The 14481-nt window shown below is 70.4% G+C and carries 13 protein-coding genes; 5 read left to right on the top strand and 8 right to left on the bottom strand.

The annotated features are described in order from the left end of the window. The 5 genes from VLJ82_RS15500 to VLJ82_RS15480 all read right to left on the bottom strand — a co-directional run. Window positions 1–1435 (bottom strand): 4Fe-4S dicluster domain-containing protein (locus VLJ82_RS15500; protein ID WP_408664266.1); only part of this gene is annotated, 1435 nt, incomplete at its 3' end. Window positions 1436–1539: 104 nt separating this feature from the next. Further along, a complete protein-coding gene (locus VLJ82_RS15495) occupies window positions 1540–3144 on the bottom strand; it encodes an APC family permease (protein ID WP_408664265.1) in 1605 nt (534 codons plus the stop codon). 168 nt (window positions 3145–3312) lie between these two features. After that, window positions 3313–4053: a TIGR00266 family protein gene (locus tag VLJ82_RS15490; RefSeq protein ID WP_408664264.1), complete on the bottom strand. Its 741-nt coding sequence runs from the start codon at window positions 4051–4053 to the stop codon at window positions 3313–3315. Between the two features lie 22 nt (window positions 4054–4075). After that, a complete protein-coding gene (locus tag VLJ82_RS15485; protein ID WP_408664263.1) occupies window positions 4076–4387 on the bottom strand; it encodes a contact-dependent growth inhibition system immunity protein in 312 nt (103 codons plus the stop codon). After that, on the bottom strand, window positions 4380–5693 hold the full coding sequence (locus VLJ82_RS15480; protein ID WP_408664262.1) for an RNase A-like domain-containing protein: 1314 nt from the start codon (window positions 5691–5693) through the stop codon (window positions 4380–4382). The genes VLJ82_RS15485 and VLJ82_RS15480 overlap by 8 nt, the downstream gene beginning before the upstream one ends. 299 nt (window positions 5694–5992) lie before the next feature. Here VLJ82_RS15480 and dnaK point away from each other — a divergent pair, with 299 nt between their 5' ends. The 4 genes from dnaK (at window position 5993) to VLJ82_RS15460 (ending at window position 10112) form a co-directional block, all read left to right on the top strand. After that, window positions 5993–7840, top strand: coding sequence for a molecular chaperone DnaK (dnaK, locus tag VLJ82_RS15475; RefSeq protein ID WP_408664261.1), 1848 nt, complete (start codon window positions 5993–5995; stop codon window positions 7838–7840). Between the two features lie 53 nt (window positions 7841–7893). After that, a complete protein-coding gene (locus VLJ82_RS15470; protein ID WP_408664260.1) occupies window positions 7894–8562 on the top strand; it encodes a nucleotide exchange factor GrpE in 669 nt (222 codons plus the stop codon). Window positions 8563–8700: 138 nt separating this feature from the next. Then, window positions 8701–9678, top strand: coding sequence for a DnaJ C-terminal domain-containing protein (locus VLJ82_RS15465; RefSeq protein ID WP_408664259.1), 978 nt, complete (start codon window positions 8701–8703; stop codon window positions 9676–9678). Continuing rightward, complete coding sequence (locus VLJ82_RS15460; protein ID WP_408664258.1) at window positions 9675–10112, top strand: heat shock protein transcriptional repressor HspR; 438 nt, start codon at window positions 9675–9677, stop codon at window positions 10110–10112. Before VLJ82_RS15465 ends, VLJ82_RS15460 begins: the two co-directional genes overlap by 4 nt. 137 nt (window positions 10113–10249) lie before the next feature. On the opposite strand, the gene VLJ82_RS15455 is transcribed toward VLJ82_RS15460, so the two are convergent. The 3 genes from VLJ82_RS15455 to VLJ82_RS15445 form a co-directional block, all read right to left on the bottom strand. Next, window positions 10250–10990, bottom strand: a complete 741-nt coding sequence (locus VLJ82_RS15455) for a peptidylprolyl isomerase (protein ID WP_408664257.1) — start codon at window positions 10988–10990, stop codon at window positions 10250–10252. A 101-nt stretch (window positions 10991–11091) separates the two neighbouring features. Next, window positions 11092–11958, bottom strand: coding sequence for a hypothetical protein (locus tag VLJ82_RS15450; RefSeq protein WP_408664256.1), 867 nt, complete (start codon window positions 11956–11958; stop codon window positions 11092–11094). Window positions 11959–12035: 77 nt separating this feature from the next. Further along, complete coding sequence (locus tag VLJ82_RS15445; protein ID WP_408664255.1) at window positions 12036–12530, bottom strand: RNA polymerase sigma factor; 495 nt, start codon at window positions 12528–12530, stop codon at window positions 12036–12038. 262 nt (window positions 12531–12792) lie between these two features. On the opposite strand from VLJ82_RS15445, the gene VLJ82_RS15440 reads away from it, so the two are divergent. After that, window positions 12793–14481: ATP-dependent Clp protease ATP-binding subunit (locus VLJ82_RS15440; protein ID WP_408664254.1), on the top strand; the 1689-nt coding region annotated here is incomplete at its 3' end.

Below are 14481 nucleotides of genomic sequence, written 5' to 3'. Positions count from 1 at the left end.
GCAGCGGCTGGCCGGGGGATACCCGGCGAACCTCGAAGCCCAGCCCCTCGGTCCACTCCTCCCGGTTGCGGACCGGCAGGCCCCACGGGTTGCCCTTGTTCTCCAGGTTGCGCAGCATGCTGCCGGCCTCGGACGGGAACGAGGACTCGATCAGCACCTGGTAGCGGCGCATGTCGACGATGTGGTCGATGTGCTCGATGTCCACCGGGCACTGCTCGACGCAGGCGCCGCAGGTGGTGCAGGACCACAGCACGTCAGGGTCGATCACGCCGTGCGAGGCCAGGTCGCCGACCAGCGGCCTGCTGGCCTGCTCGATGTTCGTGCCCTCCACCCGGGGGTAGCCGGCCTCCGGCACGTGGGTGCCGTGCGAGCCGCCCTCCGCGGCGGGGGTGGTGAAGTCGGGGACCGCGTCGTCCGGCACCGTCTTGCCGCCGATCAGGTACGGGGCCTTGGCGAACAGGTGGTCGCGCAGGTCCATGATCACCAGCTTGGGCGACAGCGGCTTGCCGGTGTTCCAGGCCGGGCACTGCGACTGGCAGCGGCCGCACTCGGTGCAGGTCGCGAAGTCCAGGTAGGCCTTCCAGCTGAAGTCCTCGACCTTGCCCTTGCCGAACACGGTGTCCTCGGACAGGTTCTCCACGTCCATGAAGTCGATGGTCTTGCCGTGGGCGTCGGTGACCGGCGGCAGCGCCCCGAGCGCCTTGGGCAGTCGCTTGAAGTAGACGTTGATCGGGGCGGTGGCGATGTGCAGGTGCTTGGAGTAGGTGACGATGATCAGGAACACCAGCACCACCGCCACCTGCAGCAGCAGGAACAGCGTGGCCAGGCCGCGGTTGTAGTCGCCGGTGCCGAGCGCCTTGGCGACCAGGTACGAGGCGAAGGTCCACTTCGACCGGCCGTACGGGAACTCGCCGGCGTTCAGCTGCGCGCCGCGCAGCAGCAGCAGGGTGACGATGACCAGGCTGATCATGCCGAGGATGACCCAGGCCGGCCCGGTGTGCGAGCCGTAGAAGCGGGAGTCGCGCTGCTTGCGCTGCGGAGCGTTGCGCAGCCGCAGCACCGCGAAGGTGGCCAGGCCCGCCAGCACCGCGACCGCCATCAGGTCCTCGACGAAGCCGAGCGCCTGCCACTTGCCGACCAGCGGGATGGAGAAGTCGCGGTCGATCAGCAGCGCGCCGTAGGCCTCCAGGATCGTCAGGTTCAGGATGACGAAGCCCCAGAAGGTGAAGAAGTGCGCCAGGCCCGGGACCGACCACTTCAGCAGCCGGGTCTGGCCCAGCACCTCCTCGGCGTCGTTGACGACCCGGCCCGGGGCGTCCTTGCCGCGCCCGGGTGCGGCGGTGCCGGAGCGGATCAGCCGCACCAGCCAGAAGATCCGCCGGCCCGCGATCGCCGCGGTGACCGCGGTCATCAGCAGGGTGAGGATGATGCGCAGTGCCACTGCGGCCTCCAGCGTCGGTCAGCTCTGATCGTCGGGCAGGTGGCCTCAGGATACCCAGGGTTACCCGTCGGTAACCCTGGGGGAGGACTGGATCACATCTACCGGGCGGCCCGGGCGGCGCCGCTCGGCTGGTCGGCGTCGCCGAGGTGCCGGCCGACCGTTCGGGCCGGGCGGGCGAACAGGAAGACCAGCACGCCGACCGCGGTGACGGCCAGCATGACCAGCAGGGTGATCCAGTCCAGGTTGAAGTAGCCGCGCGGGCTGCTCAGGCCGGTGGGCAGCACCACGTTGAGCAGCATCAGGCCGAGGTAGCCGGCCGCCACCAGGGTGACCGGCCAGGCCCAGCGGCCGAGCCGGAACGAGCCTTCGGCGAGCCAGCCGCGCCGGCGGGCCACGATGGCGCCGATCACGGTGAGCAGGAAGGACAGGTAGATGCCGCTGACGCCGAAGGACACCAGCGACACCAGCACGTTGGTGTTGGCCGGGTAGGTGACGAAGCCGAACTTCACGTCATGGTCGGGCGAGGCGAACACCAGCAGCACGAACAGCGCCGTGATCACCGAGCCCACGACCAGCGCGTTCACCGGGGTGCGGAACCGGCGGTGCACCGCGGACAGGAACGCCGAGCCGGGCAGCGCGCCGTCCCGGGCATAGGAGAAGACCAGCCGGCTGCCGGCGCCCTGCACCGAGGTGCCGCAGGAGAAGAACGCGAAGATGATCAGCAGGAGCAGCAGGTCCTGCAGCCAGCTGGGCAGCTGGCCGAGGATGAACGGCACCCCGCCGCCGTCGACGGTCTGGCCGACCGGGTTCTTGCCGGACGGCATCGCCAGCAGCAGCGAGGCGATCAGGATGAACGAGCTGACGCCGCCCCAGATCAGCGCCCAGCGCATCGCGCGGGGCACCTGGCGGCCGGCGTCCCTGGTCTCCTCGGAGATGTCGCCGGCCGACTCGAAGCCGTAGAAGATGTAGACCGGGGCCAGCACCGCGATCAGCGCGGCGCCGGTGAGCCAGTGGCCGCCGAAGTCCAGGCCGAGCGGGTTGCTGGCGGCGTCCTGGACGTGCTGGGTGGAGAACAGGAAGCCCGGCCCGTGGTGGAAGCCGTTGATCGCCAGGATGATCGCGATGCCCAGCGTGCCGACGATCTCGACGTACACTCCGAACTGCGCGACCCGCCCCATCACGGTGGCGCCGGTGATGTTGAGGGTGGTCTGGATCAGCAGCAGGCACACGGTGATGACCAGGATGGTCAGGTGGTCGGTCGGGTCGAAGCTCCAGCCGAACCAGTTGTGGCCGAGCGCGGTGACATAGCTGACCACCCCGGTGTCCACCGCGGCCACCGTGATCAGCAGCGCGATGCCGTAGAACCACCCGACGAACCAGCCGTAGCGCGGGCCGACCGAGAACTTGCTGTACTGGTAGAGCGCGCCGGCGACCGGGTAGTGGCTGGCCAGCTCGCCGAAGACCAGCGCCACCAGCAGCATGCCCGCCACCGGCACCCAGGTCAGCCACACGTACGCCGGCCCGCCGGTCCCCACGCCGAGCACGAACAGCGAGTAGATCCCCACCATCGGGGACAGGTAGGTGAACGCGACGGCGAAGTTGGCGAACAGCCCGAGTACCCGGTTCAGCTGCGGCCGGTAGCCCAGGGCGGCCAGCCGGGTGTCGTCGTCGCTGGTCGGTACGTTCGCTGCGGTGCTGGACATCGGACCCTCCCGCTTGCCTGGTCGGCATGGGCGCCGCCGTGCATGGCGGTGCCATGGGTCGGCATCGGGGCCTCGGCCGCGGGCGACCGGTGATCACGGTCGCACACCGGCCGCGTCCGGTACAGGGTCTCTTCCGGCGGCCGGCAGGCCTGCGGTCGGGGCAGCTGGTCAGCCGCGGAACAGCCCGCCGATGATGTCGCCGGCTCCGCCGCCGATGCCCTCGCGCGGGTTGTTGTTCGGGATCATGGACGAGACCCACTGGGCGAACGCGTCCGGGTTGCGGGTCTGCAGCAGCACCCGGCCCGGGCCGGCAAAGTCGAACACCCAGCCCTCGCCGGTCTTCAGGCTCTGGATGCTGCGGCCGTCCACCGCCCGGCGCATCCGGAACTGGATGCCGAGGTCGTAGGCGACCACGTGCCCGGTGTCGACGGTGACCGCCTCGCCGGGCCGCAGGTCGAGGTAGTCGATGGCGCCGTAGACGTTGACGATCGCCTCGCCGTGCCCGCTGGCCCGGAAGCCGAAGCCGCCCTCGCCGCCGAACAGGTTGGCCATGCCGCCCCACTGGGTGTCGATCTGGACGCCGTGGGAGTTGGCGATCCAGCTGCCCCGGGTGATGTAGAAGGGCCGGTCCGGGATGATCGGCAGGTAGGTGACGTCGCCGGGCAGCACGCCGGCCACGTCGACCCAGCCGCCCTCTGCCGGCGCGGTGTAGGTGGTGATGAAGAACGAGCCGCCGCTGAGTGCGGCACGCTTGAGTCCCTTGAGCAGGCCGCCTTCGGTCTTGGCCTCCAGGCGGACGCCGGCGCTGTGGGCGATCATCGCGCCGCCCTCGACCCGCATCGGCTCGCCGCCGGCCAGAAGGCACCGGGCGACGGTGAAGGAGGGGTTGTGGCGAAGCTGGATCTGCATGGGGCTCTCCCTGTGGCTGGGCTCAGGCGGCCGGCGAGGTGCGCAGGACTTCCTCGACCCGGTCAGCCACCGCCAGCAACCAGTCACGGTGCGACGTCCAGCCATCGAACTGAATCCGGTACATCAGGCCTAGCCTGCGCAGCTGCACCTTCAGTTCCGCATCCGAGCTGAATCGCCTGATTACCTCGTTTACCTCGGACCGTATAGCAGGCGCGTGGTCTGGTTCAGCATGTGCGAACTCGTCAATGGCATCTCGGGCCGTTGCATAGTCGTCGGCCCAATCCTCGTGCAAGTAGCCGCCCAGCAACGTCTCTAGCGCTTCAAATTCAGTCAATGGTCACCATCGCCGTATGGATGCGGAACCCTATCCCCAGCGCTGGGCTCCGTCTGATCAGCAATCGTATGCCTCTGCCGTCCTGAGGGCCGATCGAATCCTCCGAGATCACGATGCCAACAGGCCTCTTCATGCGGCCGGTGAGGATGAGTTCTCTCTTGGAAGTCGCCAGCCAGGTGGCGACCTTCCCTCGATTGTCGTGGAGTACGGCCGAGATGGCACGTTCGGCGACTTCGCGGTCGAAGAAAGTCGAGGCACCGGAGATATTCGGCTCGGTGGCCAGCCGGTGGCGCAGGAACTCCGGGCTCTTGCCGACGTGCTTGGCGAGGGTGTGGCCGTTCTCGACTCCCTCGTGAGCCAGCAGGCCGCCGCCCGGCACCAGGTGGACGACGTCGTCGGCGGCCCGGAGGGAACGCACGGCGCCGCCACCGACCGGGATCGCCGCGGCCAGCTCCATGGCCAGCCCGGTGTTGCTGACCTGCTCGCCCTGCGCGCGCCGGGTCGCGTCCACCGCCAGCCGGGCGGCCGCCAGCACCGTGGCGGCAACCAGGCAGGCCGTCGCGGCCGGTGGGCAGATCAACAGCAGCCCCAGCCCCAGCACGGACAGGTCGGCGTTGAGCGTGCCTAGGCAGTCCGACAGGTTGCGCAGCGACGGATGCAGCACCGCCCGCTCGAACGAGCTCAACTGCTGGTGGGCAGCGTCAGCCAGGTGCTGCCCGAAGGCCCGCAAGCCGTGCCGGTCCCGGGTCGGGTCGGCCTCGCCGGCCTGCCGCAGCGCCAGCAGGCAGCGGTCCAGGGCATCGGCCCACCGGTCGTAGCAGGCCTTGAAGTCGCGGGCGAGCGGCAGCAACTCCGCGGCGGCGTCCGGCTGCGGGCCGCCCAGCGACGAGCCGAGCCCCGCCGGGGAGGCCAGTTCCCGGGAGAGTCCGTGCGCCGCCAGCTCCTCCCACCGCTGCTGCAGCCGGCTGCGGGTGGCGGTGAGCCGGGGCGCGGTCTCCTCCAGCGCCGCCGCGTACGTGCCGAGCAGGCCGGCGTAGTGCTCGTAGCGCTCGGCGGTGGCCGACAGCAACGGGGTGTGCGTGCGGATCTGCTCGGCGAAGGCCTGGTGGGCGGGCCCGCTCCACAGGGTGCTGTCGACGGTGGCCAGCAGGACGGCGGAGGTCCGGCGCAGGTCCTCGGCGGTGCTGCCGGCGCGGCGGGCGGCCAGCCGGAGCCGCACCGGATCCCCGGCGGGCATCCGCTGGTCGAGGCAGAGCCGCGCCGCGAGCCGCGGGTCGGCAGGCAACAGGAACCGCTCAGTCGCCATGCCACCCACCGCGCCAGCTGCCGTCCGTCCGCATGCGGCCCGACCCTAGGCATTCCGCGGCGAGCGTGCGTTGAGTTATCCACAGGCCTGACGCAGGCCTCCAGGTACCCAAGGTTGTGACGCAGGCAACAATCAGCGAGGGAACTTGAGCGTACTCGGCTCAGTTCTTTTGACAGAGGCTGGATGCAGATAGCACGATGCGGAGTGCCGAGCGATCGGCCCGAGCAGCACCACGAGGTACGCAACCAGCACACCAGCGAACAGAGCAGCTACACATTCACAGCACCAGAGGAGTTCACATGGCACGCGCGGTCGGAATCGATCTCGGCACCACCAACTCCGTTGTCGCCGTCCTGACCGGTGGCGAGCCGGAGGTCATCGCAAACGCAGAGGGCTCGCGGACCACCCCGTCCGTCGTCGCCTTCGCCAAGAACGGAGAGGTCCTGGTCGGCGAGGTCGCCAAGCGCCAGGCCGTCACCAACGTCGACCGGACCATCCGGTCGGTCAAGCGGCACATGGGCACCGACTGGTCCATCGCCATCGACGACAAGAAGTACACCGCGCAGGAGATCAGCGCCCGCGTCCTGCAGAAGCTCAAGCGCGACGCCGAGGCCTACCTGGGCGAGACCATCACCGACGCCGTCATCACCGTGCCGGCCTACTTCAACGACGCCCAGCGGCAGGCCACCAAGGAGGCCGGCCAGATCGCCGGCATGAACGTGCTCCGGATCGTCAACGAGCCGACCGCGGCGGCCCTGGCCTACGGCCTGGACAAGGGCGAGAAGGAGCAGACCATCCTGGTCTTCGACCTCGGTGGCGGCACCTTCGACGTCTCGCTGCTGGAGATCGGCGACGGCGTCATCGAGGTCAAGGCCACCAACGGTGACAACCACCTCGGCGGCGACGACTGGGACCAGAAGGTCATCGACTGGCTGGTCGACAAGTTCAAGGCCGCGCACGGCATCGACCTGACCAAGGACAAGATGGCCATGCAGCGGCTGCGCGAGGCCGCCGAGAAGGCCAAGATCGAGCTGTCCGCCTCCCAGCAGACCTCGATCAACCTGCCCTACATCACCGTGGACGCGGAGAAGAACCCGCTGTTCCTGGACGAGCAGCTCAGCCGCGCAGAGTTCCAGCGGATCACCGCCGACCTGCTGGAGCGCACCAAGGTGCCGTTCCAGAACGTTATCCGGGACGCCGGCATCTCCCTCGACGCGATCGACCACGTGGTGCTGGTGGGTGGTTCCACCCGGATGCCGGCCGTGGTCGACCTGGTCAAGCAGCTGACCGGCGGCAAGGAGCCGAACAAGGGCGTCAACCCGGACGAGGTCGTGGCAGTGGGAGCGGCCCTGCAGGCCGGCGTGCTCAAGGGTGAGGTCAAGGACGTCCTGCTGCTGGACGTGACCCCGCTGTCGCTGGGCATCGAGGTCAAGGGCGGCATCATGACCAAGCTGATCGAGCGCAACACCACCATCCCGACCAAGCGCTCGGAGATCTTCACCACCGCTGACGACAACCAGTCCAGCGTGCAGATCCAGGTCTACCAGGGCGAGCGGGAGATCGCGGCCTACAACAAGAAGCTCGGCGTCTTCGAGCTGACCGGCATCCCGCCGGCGCCGCGCGGCGTCCCGCAGGTCGAGGTGACCTTCGACATCGACGCCAATGGCATCGTGCACGTCTCGGCCAAGGACCTGGCCTCGGGCAACCAGCAGGGCATGACCATCACCGGCGGCTCGGGCCTGTCCAAGGACGAGATCGACCGGATGATGGCCGACGCCGAGGCGCACGCCGCCGAGGACAAGGCCCGCCGCGAGACCGCCGAGATCCGCAACTCCGCCGAGCAGCTGGTCTACCAGACCGAGAAGTTCATCGCCGACTCCGGCGAGAAGATCCCGGCCGAGTCCAAGACCGAGCTGGAGTCCGCGCTGGCCGAGCTGAAGAGCACCCTGGCCGACGCCAGCGCCAGCAACGAGACGATCCAGGCCAAGACCACCGCCCTCAACGAGGTCAGCGGCAAGGCCGCCAGCGCGGTCTACGCCTCCCAGCAGGCCTCGTCCACGCCTGACGGCGCCACCTCGCAGGGCAGCCCGACGGACGGTGCCGCCGACGACGTGGTCGACGCCGAGGTCATCGACGAGCAGAGCTAGTCGGCATGACCGAGTTCGACCCAGTCAACGCACAGCACGAGCAGGAGCCTGACATGACACCGCCGAGTCCGGCCTCGCAGGAGCGGGCGGGTGAGCCCACTCCCGGCTTCACCTTCGCCGACAAGCGAAAGATCGCACCGGACGGCTCACCGGTGTCGTCGGCGGGCGGGGCCAGCGCCCCGCCCGCCGGTACCGCCGCGGCGGAGCCCGAACTCGGAACCGGCGTGGCCGACGAGCTGGCCCCGCCGGCGGGTGGCCTGACCGCGGAGGAGTTCCGCGCGCAACAGCAGGCGTCCGAGCAGTTGGCCGCCGAGCGGCTGGCCGACCTGCAGCGACTGCAGGCCGAGTACGCCAACTACCGCAAGCGGGTCGACCGGGACCGGGCCACCGCCCGGGACCAGGCGATCGCCTCGGTCATCGAGTCGCTGCTGCCGGTGCTGGACGACATCCACCTGGCCCGCCAGCACGGCGACCTGGAGGCCGGCCCGCTGGCCGGCATCGCCGATAAGCTGGAGGCGACCCTGGCCAAGTACGGGGTGCAGCGCTTCGGCGAACCGGGTGCCGCCTTCGACCCGGCGGTGCACGACGCGCTGATGCACGTCGAGGAGGAGCTCGCCGAGGGCACCGAGGTGACCACCGTGGTCGGCGTGCTGCAACCGGGCTACCGGATCGGGGACCGGGTGCTGCGTCCGGCGCGGGTGTCGGTCGCCGACCCCCGGTAGCCGGGCCTGCCGGCGCCGAGCGCCGGCAATCAGCAGCGCATACCCGCACCAACGGAGCACCATCTCCTACGAACGGGACCACGAAAGCCATGTGGGTACCAGCAGGAAAAGCAACAGCAGTGAAGGAGGGATGACGTCATGGCCAACCAGGACTGGTTCGACCGGGACTTCTACAAGTCCCTGGGCGTCGCCTCCGACGCGTCGGACTCCGAGATCAAGAAGGCCTACCGCAAGCTGGCCAAGGACCTGCACCCGGACAAGAACCCGGGCGACGCGCGGGCCGAGGCACGGTTCAAGGAGGTCAGCGAGGCGTACTCGGTGCTGTCCGATCCCACCCAGCGCAAAGAGTACGACGCGGTCCGGGCGATGGCCGGCGGCCGGGCCCGCTTCACCGCGGGCAGCGGGCCGACCGGCGGCTTCTCCGACGACGTGTTCTCCGGCTTCTTCAGCCGGCAGTCCGGACGCACCGCCGGCGCCGGCACCAGCAGCATCAACATCGAGGACCTGCTGGGCGGCATGTTTGCCGGCACCGGCGGCGCCGGCGGGTTCGGACAGGCGCCGCGGCGCACCGGCAGCGACGTCGAGGCCACCACCACGCTGACCTTCCGGCAGGCCGTCGAGGGCGACACGGTGAGCCTGCGGCGCGCCGACGGCTCCACCGTCACCACCCGGGTGCCGGCCGGGGTAAAGGACGGCCAGAAGATCCGACTGCGTGGCAAGGGCAATGCCGGGCCGGGCGGCAACGGCGACCTGATCCTGACCGTGACCGTCGAGCCGCACCCGCTGTTCGGCCGGTCTGGCGACGACCTGACCGTGACGGTCCCGGTGACCTTCGCCGAGGCGGCGCTGGGCGCCCAGATCGCGGTGCCCACCTTCGACGGTGCCACCGTCACCGTGAAGCTGCCGCCGGGCACCCCGTCCGGCCGGGTGCTGCGGGTCAAGGGCAAGGGGGTCACCCGCAAGGACGGCACCGCCGGGGACCTGCTGGTTAACGTCTCGGTGGCCGTTCCGCAGAAGCTGGACGGTGCCGCCCGGGAGGCGGTCGAGGCCTATGCCGCGGCCACCGCCGGTGACGACCCGCGGGCCGGGCTGATGGCGCAGGCGCGGTCGGCATGAGCACCCCGCGCTTTCCGGACTCGGCCGCCGTCTTCGTGATCTCAGTGGCCGCCGAGCTCGCCGGGATGCACCCGCAGACGCTGCGGCAGTACGACCGGCTGGGCCTGGTGTCACCGCACCGGACGCCCGGCCGGGGCCGCCGGTACTCCGCCCGCGACATCGAGCAGCTGCGCGAGGTGCAGCGGCTCTCGCAGGAGGAGGGCGTGAACCTGGCCGGCATCAAGCGCATCCTCGAGCTGGAGAACGAGGTGCACGAGCTGCGCAGCCGGCTGGCCCAGGTGGAGGAGGACCGCCGCCGGGCCGGCCGGCCGGCCGCCACCCTGCGGCGCCGGCTGTTCGCGGCCGGGCCGGCCGGCGACATCGTCTCGGTCCCGATGGGCCGGCCGTTCTCCGACCCGGGCACCGCGCTGGTGCTGTGGCGGCCACGGAGCTAGTTCCCCGGCGGCGCTGGATGGTGCCGTTCCCCGCTGCGGCGGACCCACCGTCCGGCCGCCTGTTCGGATCAGGGCACGCTGCGGGCCAGGTCAACAACTGCGCCTAGTGCCGGGCTGCCGAGCTGGACGAGCCGGCTTCAGCCGATCGACGGGCGGGTGTAGCCGACGAGGATGTGGGTGCTCAGCGCCGGCATCCCGTCCAGCGGTGCGCCAGGATCGGCCGGATCGACGCCGCCCGCCGCGATCAGGTCCAGGGTCCGCAGCCCGACGGGCAGGATCCGGCCGAAGATGGTGTAGTTGGCCCGCAGCCGCGAGTCCTTGTAGACCAGGAAGAACTGGCTGCCGTTGGTGTCTGGGCCGGCGTTGGCCATCGCCAGCGTGCCGCGGGCGTAGACCTTCCGCAGGCTGTCGGCCGGGTCGCCCGGCCAGACCGGCAGGTCGGTCGGCAGCTCGTCGGCGTACCGGTAGCCGGGGCCGCCCTCGCCGGTGCCGCTCGGGTCGCCGCACTGCAGTACCGACAGGGTCGGGTAGGTGGTCAGCCGGTGGCAGATGGTGTCGTCGTAGAACCCGGACGTGAGCAGGTGCAGGAAGCTCTGCACCGTGCACGGCGCCTCGGCCCGATCCAGCAGCATCGGGATCGGGCCACGGTTGGTGGCCAGGGTGACCAGCACCTTGCCGTGGTCGGGGGTGTTCGCGGGGTCCGGTGGCAGCGACACCGGCCGCACCGCCGGGTCGTCCGGGGTGGGCGTGTACTGGCACGGCCCTGAGGTGGGGCCGCTCGGCGTGGCGTCGGCAACCGCCTGTGCGGTCGCGGGCACGAGGGTGACGAGCAGGGCGGTGGCGGCGGCGAGGCCGGCGAGTCGGGATAGCTGCGGCATGGCGGGATTCCTGCCTCTCTCCAAGGGGATGCCCGGATTGTCGCAGCTCGCCGCCCGCCTGGGTACCCGCTGCCGGAGGGCCGAGGTGGGGCCCGCATCGGCTAGCGCATGCTGTTGCCGATCCGCAGCAACTCCTCGGCGTCGAGGGGCGAATGCCGAGGATCGGGCCCCCACGAGCAGATCGACCACGAATATCCGGAGTCGGTCCAGAACGCGCAGGTCGTAGTGGGTGTGGCGGGATACCTGGTCACCTTCGCCGGATGCCCGAGCACCGTTCCGGTGGCGAGCACCGTCTCACCGGCCAGAGCCGGAGCCGGAGGATTCGGGCCGCGGGCCACAAAGAGCTGGTCCTTTCCGGGGCCGTGGTATTCGTGCACCACCACATCATCATGGGGTTCACGTTCCCACCGGATGATCCGGTCGACATAGCCGGCAGGTAGCCAGGACGGCGTCAGCAGGGTGCTGGCCTCGAATACCAGATGGCGGGTGCCCGTCGTGGCGTCGAGGAGGGAGCGGCTGCCGAGCGGCTGCCGTAGTTCAACAGTCAGCGCCATCGGCATCGGGCCGAGGTCCGAGCAGACAGGTGCGGCGCCGGCGGGCGCACTCGGCGTCGGCGAAGGGGAGCTGGCCCGGAAGGCCTGGGCCCGGATGCTCACCGTGGTCGCGGTTTCTGACACCACCGCGTGCAGGTCGGGCAGCTGACTGCCGGGGCAGTAGCTCTGCCGGTCGGGGTAGACGGCGACGGACAGCGTCCGGTGGTCGGCCTGCAGGACGGCGCCGAACCAGGCGATATCGCCCAGGAAGCCGGCCGGGTCGGGGGTCGGGGAGGTGGCCGACTGGTGCGAGCCGGAGACCCCCACCACAGTCACCAGCGGAATCACCAGCAGCGCGACGGCGGCGGCCAACGGCCACAGCCAACGGCTACGGTGCTGGGTCTGAGCGGTGGCTACGGCCAGCATGCCTTCCATCGGCGGTGGGACGAACGCGGTGCGCCAGTGCCTACCGTGCCGGTCCAACAGCTGGTCGGTGGGATCTGGGTCGAGGCTCATCGGTAGTCCTCTCCGAGTAGCGAGCGGATCCGGTCGCGCGCGTCGGCAAGCGTCGATTTCGCGGTGCCCTCGGCGCAGCCCATCACCGTGGCGACGTCCGCCACCGGCAGGCCGAGGAAGTACCGCAGCGTGACGGCCAGGCGCTGCCGCGGCGCAAGCAGGGCGATCGCCCGCTCCAGATCGAGGCTGAGCGCCGCGTCGTTGCCCGGAATGGCATGCTCGACACCGTCCAGCGGCGCCGCCCGCCGCCGCCGGCGGTTCTTGTGCGCCTGGTCGGCGGTGATCGCCAGCAGCCAGTTGCGAGGCGTGCCGCGGTGCGGGTCGAACTGGGCACGCTTGCGCCAGGCCGCACTCAGCGATTCCTGCAGCACGTCCTCCCAGTCGGAGACACCCGCCAGCCGGCGGGCCAGGGCGGACATGGCGGCCCAATGCGGCCTGACCCAGGTGCCGAAGTCCTGCTCGCCCGATGCCGGACTGGCCGGGTCACCCACCGGCAACGGTTCTGGCAGAACGTGCATACCCACCTCTACCCAAACGCGGCACGTTCGGTTGGGTCGACCTCTGGATCAGATCAGGCAGGGTTTCCCGGCGCAGGTAGCCGGCGCTGATTGTGACCGGACGGGAACGCAGCTGCCGGCTATGAGATAAAGTTGAGCGGAACAGGCTCAACTTGTCCGGCGTTGAATCCAGTAGTAACCGGTCAGCCGGTAAAGAACCATCCAGTCGAGTACGCAACAAGAGGTAGAGACAGCTATGGACCTGACCACCCGAAGCCAGCAGGCGGTGTCTGCCGCCGTGCGGACAGCCGCCGAGAAGGGCAACCCGGCCGTCGAGCCCGCCCACCTCGCGGCCGCCCTGCTCAGCGACGAGCAGGGCCTGGCGCGGCCGATGGTGCAGGCGGTCGGCGTCGACCCGGCCGCGCTCGGCCGCGAGATCGCGTCCCTGGTGAACGCGCTGCCCGCGGCCGCCGGCTCCACCGTGTCCGCCCCGCAGACCTCGCGCAACCTGCTCAACGTGCTGGCCGCCGCGGAGCGGATCGCCAAGGACGCCACCGACGAGTACGTCTCCGGCGAGCACCTGCTGATCGCCTTGTCCGAGGTGCCGTCCGAGGTGGCCGGCGTGCTGACCCGGCTCGGCGCCAACCCCACCGCGCTGCGTGCCGCCCTGAGCCAGGTGCGCGGCTCTACCCGGGTCACCAGCCCGGATCCGGAAGGCACCTACCAGGCGCTGGAGAAGTACGGCGTCGACCTGACCGCCGCCGCCCGCGAGGGCAAGCTGGACCCGGTGATCGGCCGGGACTCCGAGATCCGCCGGGTCATCCAGGTGCTGTCCCGGCGCACCAAGAACAACCCGGTGCTGATCGGCGAGCCCGGCGTCGGCAAGACCGCCGTCGTCGAGGGGCTGGCCCAGCGGATCGTCGCCGGCGACGTGCCGGAGTCCCTGCAGGGCAAGCGACTGGTCTCACTCGACCTCGGCGCGATGGTGGCCGGTGCCAAGTACCGCGGCGAGTTCGAGGAGCGGCTGAAGGCGGTGCTGACCGAGATTAAGGACTCGGCCGGGCAGGTGCTGACCTTCATCGACGAGCTGCACACCGTGGTCGGCGCCGGTGCCACCGGCGAGGGCGCGATGGACGCCGGCAACATGCTCAAGCCGATGCTGGCCCGCGGCGAGCTGCACATGGTGGGTGCCACCACGCTGGACGAGTACCGCGAGCACATCGAAAAGGACCCGGCCCTGGAGCGCCGGTTCCAGCAGGTGCTGGTCGGCGAGCCGTCCGTCGAGGACACCATCGGCATCCTCCGGGGCCTGGCCGGCCGCTACGAGGCGCACCACAAGGTGCAGATCTCCGACAGCGCGCTGGTGGCGGCCGCCAGCCTGTCCGACCGCTACATCACTTCCCGGTTCCTGCCCGACAAGGCGATCGACCTGATCGACGAGGCGGCGTCCCGGCTGCGGATGGAGATCGACTCCCGCCCGGTCGAGATCGACGAGCTGCAGCGCTCGGTCGACCGGTTGAAGATGGAGGAGCTCGCACTGTCGAAGGAAACCGACCCGGCCTCGGTGGCCCGGCTGGAGGCGCTGCGCGCCGAGCTCGCCGACCGCACCGAGGCGCTGGACGCGCTCAACGCCCGCTGGGAGCGGGAGAAGTCCGGGCTCAACCGGGTGGGTGAGCTGAAGGAGAAGCTGGACGAGCTGCGGACCCACGCCGAGCGGGCCCAGCGCGAGGGCGACTTCGAGACCGCGTCCCGACTGATGTACGGCGAGATCCCGCAGACCGAGAAGGAGCTGGCTCAAGCGGCTGCCGCCGAGCAGCCGGCCGACGTGATGGTCAAGGAGGAGGTCACCGCCGACGACATCGCCGAGGTGGTCAGCGCCTGGACCGGCATTCCGGCCGGCCGGCTGATGGAGGGCGAGACCGCCAAGCTGCTGCGGATGGAGGAG

The sequence above is a fragment of the Jatrophihabitans sp. genome, from assembly GCF_035474675.1.
GTDB lineage: Bacteria > Actinomycetota > Actinomycetes > Mycobacteriales > Jatrophihabitantaceae > Jatrophihabitans_A.
Note: the sequence above shows the minus strand (reverse complement) of the source record. Positions and strands in the feature narration are given on the sequence as shown.